Origin of the sequence: Rhodopila sp. (assembly GCF_965277165.1) — a bacterium.
Lineage (GTDB): Bacteria > Pseudomonadota > Alphaproteobacteria > Acetobacterales > Acetobacteraceae > Rhodopila.
Genome location: NZ_CBDICE010000006.1, coordinates 1,319,776 through 1,339,057, shown reverse-complemented (window position 1 = coordinate 1,339,057; position 19,282 = coordinate 1,319,776). Strand labels below are relative to the sequence as shown.

At 62.0% G+C, this 19,282-nt stretch carries 16 protein-coding genes; 5 read left to right on the top strand and 11 right to left on the bottom strand.

Features of this window, described 5'->3' with window-relative positions:
* The first annotated feature begins 46 nt into the window (after window positions 1-46).
* The 3 genes from ACQY4Y_RS18140 to ACQY4Y_RS18130 all read left to right on the top strand — a co-directional run bounded on the left by ACQY4Y_RS18140 (window position 47) and on the right by ACQY4Y_RS18130 (window position 5,414).
* Window positions 47-3,340 (top strand): efflux RND transporter permease subunit, encoded by a 3,294-nt coding sequence (locus ACQY4Y_RS18140; protein WP_428491987.1) that lies wholly within the window; start codon window positions 47-49, stop codon window positions 3,338-3,340.
* A 14-nt stretch (window positions 3,341-3,354) separates the two neighbouring features.
* A complete protein-coding gene (locus ACQY4Y_RS18135) occupies window positions 3,355-4,821 on the top strand; it encodes an efflux transporter outer membrane subunit (protein ID WP_428491986.1) in 1,467 nt (488 codons plus the stop codon).
* 194 nt (window positions 4,822-5,015) lie between these two features.
* Window positions 5,016-5,414, top strand: a complete 399-nt coding sequence (locus ACQY4Y_RS18130; protein ID WP_428491985.1) for an SgcJ/EcaC family oxidoreductase — start codon at window positions 5,016-5,018, stop codon at window positions 5,412-5,414.
* Window positions 5,415-5,418: 4 nt separating this feature from the next.
* Here the strand turns inward: ACQY4Y_RS18130 and ACQY4Y_RS18125 are convergent, their stop codons facing one another.
* From ACQY4Y_RS18125 to ACQY4Y_RS18110, 4 genes are all read right to left on the bottom strand, one after another.
* Window positions 5,419-6,330, bottom strand: a complete 912-nt coding sequence (locus ACQY4Y_RS18125) for a carbohydrate ABC transporter permease (RefSeq protein ID WP_428491984.1) — start codon at window positions 6,328-6,330, stop codon at window positions 5,419-5,421.
* The gene (locus ACQY4Y_RS18120; RefSeq protein ID WP_428491983.1) at window positions 6,323-7,285 is read right to left on the bottom strand and encodes a carbohydrate ABC transporter permease; all 963 of its coding nucleotides are present in this window, start codon (window positions 7,283-7,285) and stop codon (window positions 6,323-6,325) included. The genes ACQY4Y_RS18125 and ACQY4Y_RS18120 overlap by 8 nt, the downstream gene beginning before the upstream one ends.
* A 182-nt stretch (window positions 7,286-7,467) precedes the next feature.
* On the bottom strand, window positions 7,468-8,814 hold the full coding sequence (locus ACQY4Y_RS18115) for an ABC transporter substrate-binding protein (protein ID WP_428491982.1): 1,347 nt from the start codon (window positions 8,812-8,814) through the stop codon (window positions 7,468-7,470).
* 119 nt (window positions 8,815-8,933) lie between these two features.
* On the bottom strand, window positions 8,934-9,989 hold the full coding sequence (locus ACQY4Y_RS18110) for an ABC transporter ATP-binding protein (protein ID WP_428491981.1): 1,056 nt from the start codon (window positions 9,987-9,989) through the stop codon (window positions 8,934-8,936).
* A gap of 124 nt (window positions 9,990-10,113) precedes the next feature.
* Here ACQY4Y_RS18110 and ACQY4Y_RS18105 point away from each other — a divergent pair, with 124 nt between their 5' ends.
* Complete coding sequence (locus tag ACQY4Y_RS18105) at window positions 10,114-11,028, top strand: ion channel (RefSeq protein ID WP_428491980.1); 915 nt, start codon at window positions 10,114-10,116, stop codon at window positions 11,026-11,028.
* Here the strand turns inward: ACQY4Y_RS18105 and ACQY4Y_RS18100 are convergent.
* From ACQY4Y_RS18100 to ACQY4Y_RS18070, 7 genes are all read right to left on the bottom strand, one after another.
* Window positions 11,020-11,652, bottom strand: a complete 633-nt coding sequence (locus tag ACQY4Y_RS18100; protein ID WP_428491979.1) for a hypothetical protein — start codon at window positions 11,650-11,652, stop codon at window positions 11,020-11,022. The two genes, ACQY4Y_RS18105 and ACQY4Y_RS18100, sit on opposite strands and share 9 nt — an antisense overlap.
* Window positions 11,653-11,662: 10 nt before the next feature.
* A complete protein-coding gene (locus ACQY4Y_RS18095; RefSeq protein WP_428491978.1) occupies window positions 11,663-12,682 on the bottom strand; it encodes a homoserine O-acetyltransferase/O-succinyltransferase family protein in 1,020 nt (339 codons plus the stop codon).
* 29 nt (window positions 12,683-12,711) lie between these two features.
* Window positions 12,712-13,989 (bottom strand): O-acetylhomoserine aminocarboxypropyltransferase/cysteine synthase family protein, encoded by a 1,278-nt coding sequence (locus tag ACQY4Y_RS18090; RefSeq protein ID WP_428491977.1) that lies wholly within the window; start codon window positions 13,987-13,989, stop codon window positions 12,712-12,714.
* A 259-nt stretch (window positions 13,990-14,248) separates the two neighbouring features.
* The gene (locus ACQY4Y_RS18085; protein ID WP_428491976.1) at window positions 14,249-15,634 is read right to left on the bottom strand and encodes an ANL family adenylate-forming protein; all 1,386 of its coding nucleotides are present in this window, start codon (window positions 15,632-15,634) and stop codon (window positions 14,249-14,251) included.
* Window positions 15,624-15,866, bottom strand: a complete 243-nt coding sequence (locus ACQY4Y_RS18080) for a hypothetical protein (protein ID WP_428491975.1) — start codon at window positions 15,864-15,866, stop codon at window positions 15,624-15,626. The genes ACQY4Y_RS18085 and ACQY4Y_RS18080 overlap by 11 nt, the downstream gene beginning before the upstream one ends.
* 13 nt (window positions 15,867-15,879) lie before the next feature.
* Window positions 15,880-16,947: a sugar phosphate nucleotidyltransferase gene (locus ACQY4Y_RS18075; RefSeq protein WP_428491974.1), complete on the bottom strand. Its 1,068-nt coding sequence runs from the start codon at window positions 16,945-16,947 to the stop codon at window positions 15,880-15,882.
* The gene (locus ACQY4Y_RS18070) at window positions 16,944-18,038 is read right to left on the bottom strand and encodes a hypothetical protein (RefSeq protein WP_428491973.1); all 1,095 of its coding nucleotides are present in this window, start codon (window positions 18,036-18,038) and stop codon (window positions 16,944-16,946) included. The genes ACQY4Y_RS18075 and ACQY4Y_RS18070 overlap by 4 nt, the downstream gene beginning before the upstream one ends.
* A gap of 433 nt (window positions 18,039-18,471) precedes the next feature.
* On the opposite strand from ACQY4Y_RS18070, the gene ACQY4Y_RS18065 reads away from it, so the two are divergent.
* On the top strand, window positions 18,472-19,266 hold the full coding sequence (locus tag ACQY4Y_RS18065) for a class I SAM-dependent methyltransferase (RefSeq protein WP_428491972.1): 795 nt from the start codon (window positions 18,472-18,474) through the stop codon (window positions 19,264-19,266).
* The last annotated feature ends 16 nt before the right edge of the window (window positions 19,267-19,282 follow it).

Sequence of the window (19,282 nt, the reverse complement as noted above, 5' to 3'; positions counted from 1 at the left end):
ACACTGGGTCGCAGCCGACGCTACGGGCCTGTCTTGGGGCGGCCGTATGAATCTCTCGGCTGTCTTTATTGCGCGACCTGTGGCCACGACCCTGCTCACCATCGGCATCACGTTGGCCGGGCTTTTTGCCTTCTTCAAGTTGCCGGTGGCGCCGCTGCCGCAGGTGGATTTCCCCACCATTTCGGTGCAGGCGCAACTGCCTGGCGCCAGCCCCGAGACCGTTGCGACCAGCGTCGCCAGTCCGCTCGAACGGCACCTGGGCCAGATCGCCGACGTCACCCAGATGACCTCGACCAGTTCCGTCGGATCGGTTCGGATCGTGCTGCAGTTCGGGCTGAACAGGGACATCAACGGGGCAGCGCGGGATGTGCAGGCCGCGATCAACGCGGCGCGGGCTGACCTACCGGCCAGCCTGCGCAGCAATCCGACCTATCGCAAGGTCAACCCCGCCGACGCCCCGGTGCTGATCCTGGCGCTGACATCGAAGACGCTGACCCGTGGGCAGATGTACGACGCTGCCGCGAACGTTCTGTCACAAAAACTATCGCAGATCAACGGCATCGGCCAGGTGATCATTGGCGGCGCCGCGTTGCCGGCGGTTCGCGTCGAGCTGAACCCGACGGCGTTATTCAAATACGGCATCGGGCTGGAGGATGTCCGAGCCGCGCTGGCCTCGGCCAACGCCAACAGCCCAAAGGGATCGATCGATAGCGATGGCCGCCACTACCAGCTCTACACCAACGACCAGGCGACCCGCGCGGCGGATTACCGGCCGCTGGTGATCGCCTACCGCAACGGCGCCGCGGTGCGGCTGTCGGACGTTGCCGAGGTGGATGATTCGGTGGAGAATCTTCGCAACGCCGGACTGTCGCAGGGTCGCCCGGCGGTGCTGGTGATCCTGTTTCGCCAACCCGGTGCCAATATCATCAAGACGGTGGATGGCGTGAAGGCGGCGATTCCGCAACTGATGGCGGCGCTGCCGGCGAACATGAACCTGCTGATCGCCAACGATCGCACCACGACGATACGATCCAGCCTGCACGACACCGAACGCACGCTGCTGATTTCGGTCGGGCTGGTGACGCTGGTGGTGTTCCTGTTCCTGCGCAACGTCCGCGCCACGCTGATTCCGGCGATTGTCGTCCCGGTCTCCATCATCGGGACGTTCGGGACCATGTACCTGATGGGTTACAGCCTGGACAATCTGTCGCTGATGGCGTTGACCGTATCCACCGGCTTCGTCGTCGATGATGCCATCGTGGTGCTGGAGAACATCTCCCGCCACATCGAGGACGGCATGCCGCGCGTCCAGGCCGCCCTGCTTGGCGCCAAGGAGGTCGGGTTCACCGTGATCTCGATCAGCGTGTCGCTGATCGCGGTGTTCCTGCCGATCCTGCTGATGGGCGGCATCGTCGGGCGGCTGTTCCGGGAATTCGCCATGACCTTGTCGCTGGCGATCACCGTTTCGCTGGCGATTTCGTTGACCACTACGCCGATGATGTGCGCGCTGTTGCTTAAGCCCTCGCCGGCGCAACTGCCTAAGCGAAAGACGCTGTTCGACCGGGCGCAGGAACTGTATGGACAGACGCTGGCGTGGTCGCTGCGGCACTCGTTCGTCGTGCTTCTGGTGCTGCTGTTAACCGTGGTGCTGAACGTCGCGCTCTACGTGATCGTGCCGAAAGGGTTCTTCCCGCAGCAGGATACCGGGCGGATGATCGGCCGGCTGCAGGCCGATCAGAGCATCTCGTTCCAAGCGATGCAGCAGAAGCTGAGCGACCTGGCGCGCATCGTGCAGCACGATCCGGCGGTACAGAGCGTGGTCGGGTTCACCGGTTCGGGGGGCGGCGGCGGCGCGGCGCAGACCAATACCGGGTCGGTGTTCGTTGCGCTGAAGCCGCTTGCGCAGCGCGATGGGGTCGATGCGGTAATGTCACGGCTGCGCCGCAAGCTCGCGGTGGTGCCTGGGGCACGGCTGTTCCTGGTGCCGATCCAGGACATCAACGTCGGTGGGCGACAGAGCAATGCGGCCTATCAATACACCCTGCAGGCCGACAGCACCGCGGAGCTTTACCAGTGGGCACCCAAGCTGGTGACGGCGTTGGAGCACGATCCGGTGCTGCGCGACGTCAATTCCGACCAGCAGCAAAAGGGTCTGGAAACCGATCTGGTGATCGACCGAGCGACCGCCAGCCGGTTGGGCGTGAACGCCGCACAGATCGACAACACGCTGTACGATGCGTTCGGGCAACGTCAGGTCTCCACCATCTACAGCGCGCAGAACCAGTATCATGTAATCATGGAAGTGGCGCCGCGCTACTGGCAGAGTCCGGAATCATTGCGCCAGATCTACATCTCAACCTCGGGCGGCAACGCCTCGGGCACCGAGACGTCGAATGCCGTGGTCGGCACGGTTGCGGCTTCTGGCAAAGCCGCCCCCACCACGACCACGGCGGCCACCATTGCGTCCAGTTCCTCGCGCAACGCGGCCAATAATTCGCTGGCCAATGTTGGCAAGGGCAGCGCGTCGTCGGGTGCCGCGGTCAGCACCAGCGCCGAAACGATGGTCCCGCTGGCATCGTTCGCCAGCTATGGCCCCGGCGACACCGCGCTGGCGGTCAACCATCAGGATTCGTTCGTGGCGACCACCATCTCGTTCAATCTGGCGCCGGGGAAGTCGCTGAGCCAGGCCACCGCGGCGGTGCAGCAGGCGATGCTGCGGATCGGCATGCCGGCGTCGATCCACGGATCGTTCCAGGGCACCGCACGGACCTTCCAGGCGTCGCTGAACAGCGAGCCGATCCTGATCGCCGCCGCGCTGCTGGCGATCTACATCGTACTTGGTGTGCTGTATGAGAGCTACGTCCACCCGATCACCATCATCTCCACCCTGCCCTCGGCCGGCATTGGCGCGATACTGGCATTGATGCTTTTTCATATCGAATTCAGCATCATCGCCCTCATCGGAGTGATCCTGCTGATCGGTATCGTAAAGAAGAACGCCATCCTGATGATCGATTTTGCGCTCGAAGCGGAACGCAACGTCGGGCTGTCGCCGCGTGACGCCATTTTCGAGGCCTGCCTGATGCGGTTCCGTCCGATCATGATGACCACAAGCGCGGCGATGTTGGGCGCGATGCCCCTGGCGCTGAGCTTTGGCGATGGCGGCGAACTGCGGCGCCCGCTGGGTATTTCCATCGTCGGCGGGCTGATGGTCAGCCAGGTGCTGACGCTCTATACAACGCCGGTGGTGTATCTGTACCTGGATCGACTTCGATTATACTGTAAACGACTATGGCAACGCGTGTTTCCCGGATCGGCCGCGCCGCAGGTGGCCGAGTGATACGTCACCGCTGGATGTGCCTTGTCGCAACCTGCCTTGTCCTGGCCGGCTGCATGGTAGGGCCGGACTACCGGCGTCCCACCGCACCGATGCCGGTCGCGTTCAAGGAAGTGGCCGGCTGGAAGATCAGCCAGCCGGCCGACGCAATCGACAAGGGCCCCTGGTGGTCTGTCTACCGCGACCCCGAGCTTGACCGCCTGGAACGCTCGGTCGCGATTTCCAACCAGACGGTAAAGCAGTTCGAGGCGCAGTATCGCAATGCCGTCGCCCTCGTCGCGGAAGCCCGTGCCAGCCTGTTCCCGACCGTTGCGCTGTCATCCGGTGTCACGCACAGCGGCAGCGGCGCCAGCGGCAGCGGCGGAACCTCGACCGGCGGGACCACCATCGGGTCATCGTTCGGCGGCGGCTCGCGCAACGGCACGGAATACAGCCTGAGCGGGACGGTTGCGTGGGACCTGGATGTGTGGGGCCGCATCCGCCGGCAGGTCGAGAGTAGCCGGGCGGCGGCGGGGGTGAGTGCGGCCGACCTGGCCAATGCGGCGCTGTCGGCGCAAGCCACGCTGGCAACCGACTATTTCGACATGAGGGCCGAGGATGCGCTGGCGCAACTGTTGACCGACACCGTCGCCAACTTCCGGCGAGCGTTGCAGATCACGCAGAACCAATATCGCGCCGGCACTTCATCCAGCATCGACTACGTCACCGCGCTGGCGCAGTTGCAATCGACCCAGGCGCAACTGATCGCGGTCGGTATCCAGCGCCAACAGTTCGAGCACGCCATTGCCGTGCTGACCGGGCGGCCGCCGGCGGAGCTTTCGATCGACGCGGCGCCGCTGGCGACTGATGTGCCGGTGGTGCCCCCTGGCCTGCCGTCGGTGCTACTGGAGCGTCGCCCCGACATCGCCGCCGCGGAACGCTCCATGGCGGAGGAAAACGCCCTGATCGGAGTGCAGATCGCGGCCTTCTATCCCGATATCTCGCTGTCGGCGCTGGGCGAGTATGCCGGCAGCCCGCTGGGTCACTTGTTCGATGTCGGCAATCAATTCTGGTCGCTGGGCGCCGCCGGTGCCGAGACCCTGTTCGAGGGCGGCTTTCGCACCGCATCAGTGCAGGCCCAGCGGGCGACTTATGACGCATCGGTGGCGAGCTATCGCCAGACGGTGCTGACCGCGTTCCAGGGGGTCGAGGATGCGCTGTCGAACCTGCGCATCCTGCAACTGCAGGCCCGAGCCGAGGCCACCGCCGTGCAGTCCACCAACCGGGCGGTGATCGCCACGCTCAACGCCTATCGCGCCGGCACGGTGCCTTACACGAGCGTCATAACTGAGCAAAATCTTTTGCTGTCGGATCAGCAGTCCGCGCTGGCCATCCAGCAGAGCCGACTGGTGGCCAGCGTCGCCTTGATCGAGGCACTGGGTGGCGGCTGGTCCTCGGCGCAGTTGCCGGTGCATATCGAGACCGGGAATCCGTTGCTTCCCTGACAGCGCGGCTTGCCGCAACCGGCGTTCCGGACGATCATCCGGCGAAAAGGGGGACAGCGGGTGATGCGCGGGTCGACGTCTGGGTTTTTCGTTGTTGGCTTGGTGATTTTCGGTGCGCCGGATCCGCTGTGCGCGCGCAACGCGGTGAGCCATCACCATAGCGCCAGTCACCACGGCGTCAGCCCCCATAGTCAATGCGAAACGACCACCAAGGCGCAGGTATCGAACTGTTTGACCAGTGGAACAAGGCGCTTGCGACCAAGCGCCCCGACAAGGTCGCGGCGCTTTATGCGCCGGATGCGACTTTATTGCCGACGATCCAGAACGGTCCGCTGATTGGGTCGGAGGCGATCGAGCAATACTTCACCGACTTCCTGAAGAAGTCACCGCAGGCCGAAGTCACCGCCAGGGCGATTCGAACCGGCTGCAACATCGCCTATGACATTGGCCTGTATACATTTACCGTGGACGGTGACCAACCGGGCAGCCGCACCGAGGTCAAGGCGCGTTTCACCTTGATCTACGCCTCGGTTCACGGCAAGTGGCTGATCGAGCATCAACACTCCTCGGTCGATCCGGTGGCCTCGCAGTGATGCGCTACTCCTTTACCGCCCCGGTCATCGATGACACGTAATACTCGACGAAGAACGAATAGATGATCGCCACCGGCACCGAACCCAGCAGTGACCCCGCCATCAACGACCCCCATTGATAGACATCGCCGGTGACCAGTTCCGTCAGGATCGCTACCGGAACGGTCTTCTTCTCGGTACTTTGAATGAACGCCAGCGCGTAGATGAATTCATTCCACGACAGGGTGAAAGCGAAGATGCCGGCCGAGATCAGGCCGGGCACCGCCAGCGGCAGCGTGATCCGGCGCAGAATCTGCAGCCGGGAGGCACCGTCGATCAGGGCGCATTCCTCAAGGTCGTAGGGGATGGACTTGAAATAGCCGATCAGCAGCCAGGTGCAGAACGGGATCAGGAAGGTCGGATAGGTCAGGATCAGCGACACCGGGCTGTCGAACAGACCGAACTGGAAGATCAGCGTCGCCAGCGGAATGAACAGGATGGTCGGGGGCACCAGATAGGCCAGGTAGATCGCCAGGCCGGCATGCTGCGCACCCTTGAAGCGCAGCCGCTCGATGGCGTAGGCGGCCAGCACGCTGGCGCCGACCGAGAGGAACGTCGCCGCGGTGGCGATGCCCATCGTGGTCATCAGCCAGCGTGGATATTCGGTCTCGAACAGCAGTTTGCGAATGTTCTCCAGCGTCGGCGAGTGCACCCAGAATGGATTGTACTTCTTGTAGTCGTACATCTCGTAGTCGGGCTTTATCGCGGTGATCGCCATCCAGTAGAACGGGAACAGCAGCACAATGACGAAGATCGCCAGCGGGATGTAGATCGTGATGGTGCGCCGCGCGCGGGAATCCCACGACAGGATTTCCGGCGCATCCTTGGTGGATGCGGCAAGCTCGATTTCTTGCGCGACTACGCCGACGTCAGTCATTGTCGGACCCCTGCTGCCATTTGCGCCGCCCGACGCCGAAGAAGCACACCAACGTCGCCACCAGCAGGAACGGGATCATCGCCACCGCGATCGCCGCGCCCTCACCTAGTTGCGAGCCCGGTATGGCGCGCTGGAACGCCAGGGTCGCCATGAGGTGGGTGGAATTGAATGGGCCACCGCGGGTAATCGCATAGACCAGTTGGAAGTCGGAAAAGGTGAACAGCACCGACAGCGTCAACGCCACCGACAAGATCGGCATCAGCAGCGGCACGGTGATGCGGCGGAACTTCTGCCAAGCGCTGGCACCGTCCAGCAACGCCGCTTCGTACAGCGACGGCGAGATGGTCTGCAGGCCGGCGAGCAAGGTGATCGCCACGAACGGGATGCCGCGCCAGATATTGGCGACGATCAGCGACCAGCGGGCCGGCCAGGGTGCGCCGAGGAAGTCGATGTAGTGTTTGCGCCAATGCAGCACGTCCACCAGGATGTAGGAAATGATGGAGAATTGCGGGTCATAGATCCACCACCAGGCGATCGCCGACAGCACAGTCGGCACGATCCACGGCAGCAGTACGATCGCTCGGATGAACGCCTTGAACGGCAGATGCTGGTTCAGCAGCAAGGCCAGCCACAGACCGAGAAGGAACTTTCCCGCAGTGGCTACGGCTGTATAGAACACGGTGTACCATACAGCGCCCCAGAACACCGGATCGTCAAACAGGGACTGAAAATTTTCCAACCCTATGTAGTGCCCGGCCTGGCCGATCGTGGTGTCGGTCAGCGACAGCCACAGGCCGAGACCCAGCGGATAGGTCAGGAAGATCAGCAGCAGCCCGGCGGTGGGCAGCATGCACAGGAAGACCAGGAATGGCTTCGAATCGAACAGGCGCCCGATGCGGCTATGCTGCTTTCTCGGCTTCCATTGCAGGTCGATATCGGCGGTCGTCGCGTCCATGCTCGGCCCCCCTGTTTCAGCCCTTCAGATATATGGCGGCCTGTCGAGCGGCCTGTTTCACGGCGACTTGCGGCGTGGCGTTGCCGGAGGCGACAGAGGCGAACATAACGCTTTCCGCGCGCCGACCAGTCAACGTCATGCCTAGCGCGTGTGGCACGGGCCAACAAGTCGGCAGCGGTGTGTCAGGTCGCCTTGTAATAGCGTGCCGCTTGTTGCGCCGCGCGTTTCACCGCGCCCTCGGGCGTGGCGTTGCCGGTGACCACCTCGGCGAACATGTCCACCACGGTGTAGTTTGCCGTCACCGCCGACGACGCCGCGGTGACCGGACCCTTGAAGCCGTCGTAGTACGGCGTGTCCATGCCGGACGCATAGGGCAGCAACTTTGGGTCCTCGGTCCAGAACTTCATTTTCGAATAGGCTTTCAGCGAGTTCGACCAATAGCCGAGGCAGTTCGACAGCCAGGGGCCGTATTGATCCGCCTCCATCATGAAGCGCAGATAGTCCTTGGCCGCCTCGGGATATTTCGTGTGCTTGAAAACCATCGCGTTCATCGGTGTTGCCGACATCGGCGAGCGTGACGCCAAGCCTTTCGGCAATACCTGGTGCTGGACGTCGGTTGCCATCTGGTTCAGTTTCGGATCGGGCGATGTCTTCAGCACGTAGTAGATCGACACCCCATTGAACGTCAGACCGATATCGCCCGCGGCAAATGCCTTATTGTTGCCGGAATCGTTCCACGAAAGCGTTCCCGACACCAGCGTCTTCTGCAGCTCGGTAGCATATTTCAGTGCAGCAATAGTTTCTTTTGAATCGAGTGCGACCTTGCCGTTTTCATCGACCAGCATGGCGTTGTGCGACCATAGCAGCCACGACGCATAGCCGTTGGCATCGCCCAGCGCATGGCCGAGCGCGAAGCCGGCCGGATGGCCGATCTTGTGCAGGCCTTGGCAGAGGGCGAGAAAACCGTCGAGGTCGTCGGGGATCTTGTCGTAGCCGGCCTGCTTGACCCAGGACTGGCGGTACACCGTCGGCCCGGCGCCACCGCCAACCGGGATCGAGATCCAGTTCTTGGTTTTCCATTTGGTCCCATACAGCACCGCCAGTTCCTGCCAACCGCCGTACTTTGCCCCGAGATAGTCGGCAAGATCGGTCATATCGTTGATCTTCGAGGCATAGATCTGCGGATCTGAGCTGAAACCGAGCACGATGTCGGGTCCGGCGCCGGTGTTCGCCACGACCGCCGTTTGCGGCCGGATATCCTCCCAACTCAGGAAATCGACACGCACCGGAACGCCGGTCGCCTCGGTGTATTTCTTGGTGTTCGCGCGCCAGTACACTTCATCGGGATCGATGAACTTTGCCGGGCGCAGCACGCGGAGTTTAGCCCCCTTTTCCGGCTTGAAGTTTGGCGGTGCCACGCTGGCGGTCGGCACGTCGGTGACCGCGGCGTCGGCGCCGATGATGGGAATTGACGTCGCCGCGACGGATGCGGAGGCAAGCGCAAGCGACTGGCGCCGGGTGATGGACATCTGCACACTCCCTACCGGTCGTTGAGGAGGCGGGGTCGCGGCGACCGGTTTCCGGCGACTCCTGATGTCGGAGTATTCCGCCGAGCGGCACAAAAGGCAAAGCGATGGCGTGCCTGGAGCTAGGACGGGAGGCGCAGGCCGGTGGCGGCGTCGAATAGATGCACCATCGCAGGGTCGGGCGTGATCTGGATAGTCTCACCCGGCCTGGCCAGGACCCGTTCGCGGAATGCGGCGATGATTGGCGCGCCCGCGAACTCGGCCATCACCTGGGTCTCCGAACCCGTCGGCTCGATGACGTTTACGCGGGCCGGGACGCCGCCGTTAAGTTGGAAGTGTTCGGGGCGGATGCCATAGACGATCGGGCTGCCCTCGGACACGCCTCGGGTCGAGGGCAGTGGCAGTGACGTCCCGCTTTCAGAACGGAACCCGCCGGCATCGACCTTGCCTTTCAGGAAGTTCATCGCCGGCGAGCCAATGAAGCCGGCGACGAACAGATTGGCCGGGTTGTCGTAAAGGTCGAGTGGAGCGCCGATCTGTTCCACATTGCCGGCGTTCATCACCACGATCTTGTCGGCCATGGTCATCGCCTCGATCTGATCATGGGTGACATAGACCGTGGTCGTCGTCAGGCGCTGGTGCAGCTCCTTGATTTCGGCCCGCATCGCCACCCGCAGCTTGGCATCGAGGTTGGACAGCGGCTCATCGAACAGGAACACCTGCGGGTCGCGCACGATCGCGCGTCCCATCGCGACACGCTGGCGCTGGCCGCCGGAGAGCTGACGCGGATAGCGGTTCAGGTATGGCGCCAGGCTCAGGATCTCTGCCGCGCGGCCGACTTTCTGATCGATCACCGGCTTGGGCGCGCTTGCCAGGCTGAGCGCGAAGGCCATGTTGTCGCGCACCGTCATGTGCGGGTACAGCGCGTAGTTCTGGAACACCATGGCGATGTCACGCTCCTTCGGCGCGACGTCGTTGACCACCCGGCCACCGATGGCGATTTCGCCGCCGGTGATGTTCTCGAGCCCGGCGATCATCCGCAGCAGCGTCGATTTGCCGCAACCGGAGGGGCCGACCAGGATGACGAACTCGCCGTCGGCGATCTCGACGCTGACGCCGTGCAGCACCTCGGTGGAACCGTAGCGCTTGCGAACGTCGCGGACCGACACGGTTGCCATGCCTGTTGCTTCCCCCATTGCGTGGCCGCGCGGCGGTCGGCGCGGCGGTTGGGATTTCATCGCATGCGGCGGCGCGGCACGCAAAGGGTGACGCCGGCGGGGCGCCCCGGTTAGGCTTGGTGCCATGCCGACCCGACCGCGCCATCATGAGCCCAAGCCGGTGCCGATTGGACGCGCCGAATACGGCTTGTCGAAGCTGGGGGCCGCCCGCTTCGACCGGCACGATCCCTATCACATGGCGGTCAGCTTGCCCTGGCCTGGCTTCATCCTGGCGGCGTTGGGCTTGTGGTTGGCAATCAATGTGGCGTTCGCCTTGCTGTATCTGCTGAGCCCGGGCAGCATCGCCAATGCCAAGGTGGGTTCGTTCGGGGACGCATTCTTTTTCAGCGTGGAAACCCTGGCGACCGTCGGATACGGAGTGATGGCACCGGCGACGTTGTTCGGCCACATCGTCTCGGCGGTGGAAGTCGTTACTGGTATGGCAATTACCGCTATTGTGACTGGCCTGCTGTTCGTGCGGTTTTCCCGCGCCAAGCCCCACATTGTGGCGGCTGAGGATGCCGTGGTCGGCATGCAGGACGGCAAGTCGGCACTTATGTTGCGTATTGTAAATGGTAGGATTACGATGATGAGCGGCTCCACCGCCCGGCTGTTCCTGCTGGCGGCGGATCGCGACTCGGATGGGCCGTTTTTGCGGCGTATCCACGAGTTGCAGTTGCAGCAATCGCATCTGCCGTTGTTCGTCATGCCGTGGACGCTGATCCACCTGATTGACGAGGCCAGCCCGCTGCACGGCCACGACGCCGAATCGCTGGCCGAGGCCGGTGCCCGGTTGTTCCTGACGATAGAGGTTTACGATCACGCGCTGTCCGCCATGGTGCGTGACTTGAAGGACTATTCTGCCGAACATGTGCGGTTTGGCATGCGCTTTGGCGACATGGTCCGCCCGGATGAGGCAGGCGGCGCCACCGCCGACTTGTCGCGAATCAGCGTGTTGGTTGTCGACGATGGCTTTGTCGCTGCGCGCCGATCAGTTTGAAAGCGCCGGCGCACTGTCGACCAGCAGGTCACGAAACGCCTGCCAGAGTTCCAGCACCCGGTCGTCGGGCGCCATATGGCGGGCTAGCGCGCCGTGTCCCTGATCGGGGTCGGCGTCGAAGCGCACGTGCTCGGACAGGAAGTGTCCGAATGCGCGAAGACAATCGTTGTCCCAATGGCGGAAGGTCAGCATGGCCGTGAACACACTCTCGAGCCCGCCATCTTCGTAACTGGCGATACTGAGGGCTGAGCTGACCGGATCGGCGGCGCGGACCCGCGCAAGGTAGTCCGCGCCGATCGCGCGAAGACGGTGGGAGCTTTCGATCGAGACCGGCGAAAGGTCGAGTGCGCGGCGCATGAATTCATCATGGTTCATCCTCTCGCCCGGTGCGGCGACGTTTGGCCAGGGCGAGAGGTTGCTGGTGTCGCATTCCTCTTGTTCAAGTCGCAGCAGCTTGGCATCGGACGGGTATAACTGACGCGCGATTTCGAGATTCTCGCGGAACTGAATTGAGAAATAATAGTATCCCCAGGCAACCGCGATCATGTCGTCGCTGCTGACGCCGGTCCAGTTCAAGCCACAGATCTCGTCGATTACTTGTTTGTATCCGATGTCCCGCATCATATCCATTCGATTAGGCTCCTACGATTTGGGCAAACGTATCTTGACCGCCGGGCGTGGCATCGTACGGGTGTGGGAACCGACCTGGCGTAACCTGGCGGGCGACCAGCTTCAGCCATTTGGCATAAATAGCGATTGCCGACTGTTGCCATTGGCTGCTGGTTGCGGCACCACGTATCAGACTGACAATTGCCGCGAAGTCATGCAGTCCGTCGCCGCTGCGTGAGGCGTGGTCGCGGGCGTCGGCCAATGCGGCTTCCGTTGTGGGGTCGAATATGTGCCGCGGTATCGCCGGATATTCGTTGCTTTCGTGCAAAAGATAACGCCGAACGTCCCTGGCGTATTGGCGCGCGACGGTGTCGGCGTCGTACTCCGGATGACCCTGGAAAAACAGCGACGTGGTTTCTTGTTGCTTCAGAAAAACGTCGACGCCGGCTTCATCGGACCATGACAGGATTTGATAGTCGCTTGCCACGAGTGCCGCTCGCGACAAATCATGGTAGCGTGAATGCGGACTGCTCCATTGCGACGGAAGCTCGGACGTCAGAATGTGCCCGGACGGCAGCACGTTACAGTCGAAGATGCCGGACAGTTTGTCGGGCAGCCGCATTCGGCCGATCCCGTCGAGATACAGGACCGCGGCATGGGCCGCGAGACACGACCAGATGACAGGGACCGAGTTGTCGGCGGCCCAATCCACCAACCGGGTGATTTTGTCCCAGACCGGTTCGTCCGGCAGCGTCTTTGCCTGCGGCTCCATGCCAGTGACGATCAGCGCATCGAGCCGACTGCCGAACAGGTCACCGATGTCGGCGTATCGGTTGCCGGCACGGTCGAGCGGCGGTGTGGACCGCGCTATTTCGGGGGTGGTGAACAACTTGAATGTCAGATCGAAACTGCCGGAAGCCGCTTGAAGCACGCGAACAAATTGCGCTTCGGTGGCATGCAGCGCGCGATCCGATGCGTTGTTGACCAGGCCTATCGATAGTGGAACAGGCTGTTCGCCAGACGGCTGGCGCTCGGTTCGTTTCATGGATTTAGTGCCCGCACCGATCGATCCTGCTAGCCGACGGCGGCATCGAGTGCCGTGTCGATATCGGCGATGATGTCTTCGATGTCCTCGATTCCAATGCTCAGTCTGACTGCATCCGGGGTCACCCCAGCGGCGAGTTGAGCTTCAGGTGACATCTGACGATGCGTTGTCGAGGCCGGATGGCAGGCCAGCGACTTGGAGTCACCCAGGTTTACCACACGTTTGATCAGCCGCAGAGCGTCGTAGAACCGTACGCCGCCAGCGAAGCCACCGCGCACCCCGAACGTCAGCAGTGAACAGGCGCGTCCACCCAGGTATTTCCGGACCAAGGGATAGTGCGGACTATTCTCAAGGCCGGCGTAGTTGATCCATGCAACCCTTGCATCACTGGAGAGGAAGTCGGCGACTGCCTTTGCATTTGCCACGTGGCGATCAACACGTACCGATACCGTTTCGATCCCCTGCAGCAGCAGGAATGCGTTGAACGGGGACAATGCCGCGCCGGTGGTGCGCAAATAGACACTTCTACACCGCGCGCTATAAGCAGCGGCGCCAAAACGTTGGCTGTAGATCAGGCCGTGATACGAAGGATCCGGCCGGTTGAACATCGGAAAGCGCTCCGGATGGTCGGCCCAGGGGAATTTGCCGCTATCGACGATGGCGCCGCCAAGCGTTGTGCCATGGCCGCCCATGAATTTCGTCAGCGAGTGGATGACGATGTCCGCGCCATGCTCGATCGGGCGCAGCAGTATTGGCGTGGGCACCGTATTATCGACCACCAGTGGAATTCCGCGACGGTGGGCAAGATCCGCCAGTGACGCCAGATCGGCGATGTTTCCCGCCGGGTTGCCGACGCTTTCACAGTAGATCGCGCGGGTGCCGTGGTCGATTACTTGCTCGACCTCCGCGGCACGGTCGCTGGCGGCGAAACGCACATCGATGCCGAGATTGGGCAAAAAATGATCGAACATCGAATGCGTGGTGCCGTACAACTGCGGCACCGAGACCACGTTCCCGCCAGGCTGCACCAGATTCGAGACGGCGTAGTAGATCGCGGTTTGGCCGGAGCTTACGCACACGGCTTCCAGTCCGCCTTCCAGCGCCGCCACCCGGCGTTCGAGCACGGCGATGGTGGGGTTACTGATCCGGCTGTAGCGATGACCGTCCGCTTCCAGATTGAACAGCGCCGCCGCATGTTCGGCATCATCGAAACCGTAGGCAACGGTTTGGTAGATCGGGACCGCCAGCGCCCGCGTTGTCGGGTCCATGTCAAATCCGGCGTGAAGCGCCAATGTCGCGTTTCGCATCAACGATCGCCTTATCACGCTTGTTGTATCAGCATCTTCTACTTTAGAGCCGCCGTCTGCTGAGTTTCTCACTTAAGTGGATTTTCTACAGTAAAAGCAAGAAAGATAATGCAATATGAAAGCCAGCACTGGCTTATGCCGATGATGTGATTACCGTTCAGTGACAGCACACCTTGCATCGAAATCCGTGAATAATGAGCCGATCTGAGCTGGACGGGGTCAAGGCGTGTCGTCGAGGCCATCGCAGCGAGGAAACCAGTTATGCTCGACGCCGCACCATTTTGCCCGAGGCCGCAACCTCAAGCGATGGCACAAGCCTCAATATCGCCGGCATCTGGTGCGCGGCAAGCGTGTCCCGGCATAGACCGAGGATCTCGCTCTTGACGGCATCGAACGCGGTGCTACCGGCATCGAGCTGCAGGTTCGTAACGATCTCGGCGACCACGATCGACCCGGTGATCGGATTGGCCCGCGGCGAAACCCGTGACATGCGCACGCTGGGATGACGGTTGATCACTGCTTCGACCATCTCGGGATGCACCTTCAGGCCGCCGACATTGATCACCCCGTCGCGGCGACCGTGAAAGTAGTAGCGGTCGCCGCGCAGTTCGACGAGATCGCCGGTGTCGACGTAGCCGGATTGATCGAGCAACGATGCCACGCCGACCCCGAGATAGCGGCTTGCGGTGCGCGGCGAGCGGATGTGCAACGAACCATTGTTAACCCGTAATTTGACCGCGCCGTCCTGTCCGATCAGTGACTCGGGAAAGCCGGCCCGGCCATCGCGAACGTCAAAGGCAAAGCCGGCCTCGGTGGAGGCGAACGCGTGCGCGATCCCGGCCGCGGGGAAGGCCTGGCGCAGAGCGTTCAATATCGATTGGTCACAGGCCTCGCCTGACAGGCGCACATAACCGGGCGACATGCGGTCGGTGGCCGCGCTCATCAAGGCGCGCCGCCAGTGCGATGGGGTGCCGGAGATATGGGTCACTGCCTCGGCCCCAGCGCGCGCCATGAATTCGGCCGGTGTTTCGTCCGGGTCAGAAACGACCATTGATCCGCCGCCGGCGAGTGCCCGCATCAGGATGGTCAGGCCGCCATAGCGGCGGATATCGTAAAATGTGGTCCATGTCGTTTTCGTCTCGGTACCGACACCATCCACCAGCGGCCCGACCAGGCTTGTGAGGGTATGGGCAACGAGCTTGGGACGGCCGGATGTACCGGATGTGAACAGAACCCATTCGGTATCCACATCCCCTGGGCTGGCGGCTATGCCGTGGGGTCCGACGATCCGATCGAAGCACCTGACCCGGCCGGCGGCCTGGCACAGGTCGGGGCCGGATGCATCGGAGACAACGGTGTCGACCTCGGCGTCCGCGATTGCTTCGAGGCAATGTTCCCGGGAGACATCAGGCGGGCAGAGCACCATCCGGGCGGCGATGCCGTCCAGTTGTATCATGGCCAGCGCGGCCGGCAGTTGGCGGTCGGTGGCGATCAGAACACGGCGGCCGCGCAGTTCCCGCGGATCGACGTCGAGGCTGCGACCTTGCACGAGATCGACCAGCCTGAAGCGCGCGCCGCGATCCGACAGCGCTCGCGCGCCGTGGGGCGCCGTCAGGCCGAACAGCGAGGGTCTTCTAGGCGGCATGCTCGTAGAGCCGGATCAGATCGCCGAGCGTCACCGGGAACACGATTTCGTTTTCCTGTGACAATGGATCGAGGTCCAGCTCATCGTCGAGGTTGGCGACTACCAGGGCGATGCAGAGCGAGTCCAGGCCTGAGTCGGTGAGCTTGAGATCGTCGGTCAGCGGCGCCAGCCGCTTGCCCTGAAATTCCGCAACTTGAACGATCTGACTGAGGATAACCTCGCGTACGGACATGGGTCGGGCTCCATCATTGCGATGCGGTCTCGAATGGGTAGGTCGGCTGCCGGTCGGGGTATATTCGGATCCCGGATGCCGTGGCGAAGCCCAGCTCCGTTGCGCCGTCTCCAAACATCACGGCTCGTCCCGGGTCCACTTCCCAACTGCTGACGATCTCGTCGAGCATCGGCGCGCCGACGCGGCCATGCCGTTCGGCGTCCAGAGTGCCCCCGGCGGCGCGCGCGCGTTCGGCTAAGCTGGAACCGCGGTCGTGCAAACCGAAGACATGCCATCCGGCGCGGCTGGCCCGGGCGATGGTGGCAAGGTCGTCTACCGCGGGAGCGATCAGGAACAGGCTGCTTCGCCGCAACAGCGACGGCAATTCGCTGCTGGCCGACAAGTAGTCGCCAGGGATGCCGATATCGCGAAAGTAGCCGGTCACGACGGAGCCGGTCAGCGCGCGGTCTTGCGCCATGATCGGCAGGGCTTCTGATTCGAGGGAGCATACCGACGACAGGTAATCGATCACATCGCGACGAAAGACATAGAGGCCGGCGTTGATCAAACCGGCCGAACCAGGTTCGGGACGCGGCTTGAAGGCTGCTATGTAGGGGGGATCGAACGCCACGACCCCGTATCGCGATGCATCGGGGATCTGACGCAATGCCAAACGTCCGACCACCGTTCGGCCGCTGGGTGGCATTGCATCGTCGTTCAGTGCACCGGCGAGCAGATCGGCGATATTGCAATCAAACAGGGTATCACCGTTACATAGAAGGAACTTCTCCGACAGGCGGTCGCGGGCGTGATACAGGGCACCACCGGTTCCGGCTTGCATCGGGTCACGCGAGAGGCTGATCCGGACACCGGGAAGCGTTTGCCTTATGGTCGCGGCAAACGCTTCGATCGCTTCGCTCAAATGGCCGGTCAGCAGGACGAAGTCGATGACGCCGAAGCGCACCATCTCGCGCATCAGCCAGGCTAGGAACGGCCGGTCGCCGCATGGCAGGATCGGTTTCGGTGTCTTCGCGGCGAGCGGTCCCAACCGGGTTCCGAGACCACCTGCCAGGATAACACATTGCTGGACCGTCACGGTCATCGCAGGGCCAACATGCTCCCGATCTGCGGCGGCGTGAACGGCGGCAGAATTTTCCAGCCCTGCGAGCCGTGACGCGTGAGGTGGCACGTCATCACCTGGCCGCGCTCCTGTTGGCGAAGTGCATGGATGACATCCATTCGCCGCTGCGGCGCCACCAGGAAAATGATGTACCCCCCACCGCCGGCGCCGGTGACCTTTCCAGCCTGGGCACCGGCGGCGAAGGCCGCGCGCATGACGGTGTTGATATGCGAGTTTGTGACGCTGTCAGCCAGTTGCTTCTTATCATCCCAGGTCTTGCGCATTACCGCCGCGAGCCTTTCGAAATCGCCGCGGAGCAGGCAATCCTTCATCTGGTAGGCGTCGAGCTTTAGCTCGTGCAGCGCGTGTAACGTCGTACCCCGGCGGTTGCGGACATTGTCGGTCTGCTCTGTGATGATGGCAGCCGATGATCGCGATTGCCCGCTGTTGAACAGCACCAACGACATCTCCAATTCGGAGACAATCCAGTTCTTTATCCGTAATGGGTTTACCACCACGCGATCGTTGGCGTGGAATTCCATGAAGTTCACACCGCCGAAGGTTGCGGCATACTGGTCCTGTCGACCGCCTTGCAGGCCGACCTCGAGCCGTTCGATCTCGAACGCCAAATGCGCGATCTCGTACTCGCCGAGCGGCAGGTTCAGCCACTCCACGTATGCTTTCACCATCGACACAACCATCGTCGAAGATGTGCCCAGCCCAGAGCCGGGAGGTGCGTCACAGAACGTGGTAATCCGGCACGGCCTTGCTTCGCCATGGTTGAACTGGCGCATGATGCGCCGATAGGTTGCCCGATGCAGGGCCAGCGGTTCGGCGATCTCCATCGCCTCGACACCGTCCGATTCGAATACTTGATTGGTATCCGAGGCGCAGAATGTCACCCGGTCATCGGTGGTCGGTTCGATGGTGGTGTAGGCGTACTGATCGATGGTGAGGTTGAGCACGGCCCCACCGTGCTGATCGCAGTAGGGCGAAACATCCGTCCCGCCACCACAAAGACCGAGACGCAAGGGTGCTCGTGAACGAATGACAAGTTCATCTTGTTGCGTCATGGTACGAAATATCCCCCGACGATTAGTTAAGTAGCGTGTAGTACTAATGCCCGTCAAGCCAAGACCGCATTTGCCAGGAACTGTTACAAGCATTGTTGACAACCCTGTCGCGGCCCTGTTTTTTTGGCGGATTTCGAGCTGTGGTGGCCGGCAATTGCGCCAGGGCCAGGGGCCTCGATCCGCAGTTTCTGGCGTCGCCGGACAACGCCGACCAGCATCATTGGGAAAAGATAGCAGCGGTTCGCCGCCTTGGCCGCGAGACCCCACTTGGCCGGCAACAACCTCTTTCCGAGCCTGCTTGAAGTCGTTATCAGGAAGGCGAAACGACGTCAGGGTTCGCCAGCCGCCAGTCCGCCTATCAAGGTCGCGCGTAGGTCGGACTTGATGCGGTTCTATGCAGGTTTAGCTGGTTGGCCATCGGGAATTCCATCGGATGAACACAGTCAGGAAGTTTGTTGCGCTCAACCGACGGATTTGCCAGGCGATCACTCCGCGCAGTGTGCATGAGGCCAACGTGTTCGGCGTGTACCGCAAGGTTGGGACGATGCTGTTGTCCCATCCCGAGGTCGGACGGGTACTCGATGTCGGCGCCGGGAAAGCATGGCACTTTCCCGAGCATTACAAGAAGTGGTATGGGATCCACCTGATCGGCGCGGACATAGATGCCGAGGAGATGCGGCTGAACACGGCTCTCGACGAAAGAATCGTCGCCGACGTGGCAAAATTTATCCCGGTGCGGGAGGAGTCCGTAGACCTGGTGATGGCGAACTCCGGCATGGAGCATTTCGCCGATAACGAGCAGTTCCTTCGGAACGTGTTCAGCGTGCTCCGACCGGGCGGTTTTTTTGTCGCTCAATTTCCCAGTCGTTATGCGCCGTTTGCCATCGTCAATCGCATGTTGTCGCCGCGTCTGGGGCGCAGGTTGCTTCGTGTGACCACCGAGGACGCTACGGAACTAGGCTTTCGAGCCTTCTATGACCGGACCCAGTATTCAAGTTTTCGAAAAATGTACAAGACCATTGGATTCCGTGAGCTGTATCATGTCCCAGGGTTTTACAGCAGCTTCTATTTCGAATTTTTTGTCCCGCTTTGGTGCGTGTCATATCTGTATGATGTCGTTCGGTTCTCGATAGGAAACAGCAATCTCGCCTCCTATCACCTTTGGGTCTTGCAAAAGCCAGTTGACGGCGTTCTTGAGGACAGCCCTTTCCGCTTTTACGCCTGGTAGGGTGATGCCTGAACAA

Excerpts from the sequence above, each read along its gene's own strand:
- ACQY4Y_RS18115 (WP_428491982.1), bottom strand. The coding sequence starts at position 8,814 with ATGTCCATCACCCGGCGCCAGTCGCTTGCGCTTGCCTCCGCATCCGTC.
- ACQY4Y_RS18095 (WP_428491978.1), bottom strand. The coding sequence starts at position 12,682 with ATGAAACGAACCGAGCGCCAGCCGTCTGGCGAACAGCCTGTTCCACTA.
- ACQY4Y_RS18085 (WP_428491976.1), bottom strand. The coding sequence starts at position 15,634 with ATGCCGCCTAGAAGACCCTCGCTGTTCGGCCTGACGGCGCCCCACGGC.
- ACQY4Y_RS18075 (WP_428491974.1), bottom strand. The coding sequence starts at position 16,947 with ATGACCGTGACGGTCCAGCAATGTGTTATCCTGGCAGGTGGTCTCGGA.
- ACQY4Y_RS18100 (WP_428491979.1), bottom strand. The coding sequence starts at position 11,652 with ATGATGCGGGACATCGGATACAAACAAGTAATCGACGAGATCTGTGGC.
- ACQY4Y_RS18140 (WP_428491987.1), top strand. The coding sequence starts at position 47 with ATGAATCTCTCGGCTGTCTTTATTGCGCGACCTGTGGCCACGACCCTG.
- ACQY4Y_RS18125 (WP_428491984.1), bottom strand. The coding sequence starts at position 6,330 with ATGACTGACGTCGGCGTAGTCGCGCAAGAAATCGAGCTTGCCGCATCC.
- ACQY4Y_RS18090 (WP_428491977.1), bottom strand. The coding sequence starts at position 13,989 with ATGCGAAACGCGACATTGGCGCTTCACGCCGGATTTGACATGGACCCG.
- ACQY4Y_RS18065 (WP_428491972.1), top strand. The coding sequence starts at position 18,472 with ATGAACACAGTCAGGAAGTTTGTTGCGCTCAACCGACGGATTTGCCAG.
- ACQY4Y_RS18135 (WP_428491986.1), top strand. The coding sequence starts at position 3,355 with ATGTGCCTTGTCGCAACCTGCCTTGTCCTGGCCGGCTGCATGGTAGGG.
- ACQY4Y_RS18070 (WP_428491973.1), bottom strand. The coding sequence starts at position 18,038 with ATGACGCAACAAGATGAACTTGTCATTCGTTCACGAGCACCCTTGCGT.
- ACQY4Y_RS18130 (WP_428491985.1), top strand. The coding sequence starts at position 5,016 with ATGCGAAACGACCACCAAGGCGCAGGTATCGAACTGTTTGACCAGTGG.
- ACQY4Y_RS18105 (WP_428491980.1), top strand. The coding sequence starts at position 10,114 with ATGCCGACCCGACCGCGCCATCATGAGCCCAAGCCGGTGCCGATTGGA.
- ACQY4Y_RS18120 (WP_428491983.1), bottom strand. The coding sequence starts at position 7,285 with ATGGACGCGACGACCGCCGATATCGACCTGCAATGGAAGCCGAGAAAG.
- ACQY4Y_RS18080 (WP_428491975.1), bottom strand. The coding sequence starts at position 15,866 with ATGTCCGTACGCGAGGTTATCCTCAGTCAGATCGTTCAAGTTGCGGAA.
- ACQY4Y_RS18110 (WP_428491981.1), bottom strand. The coding sequence starts at position 9,989 with ATGGCAACCGTGTCGGTCCGCGACGTTCGCAAGCGCTACGGTTCCACC.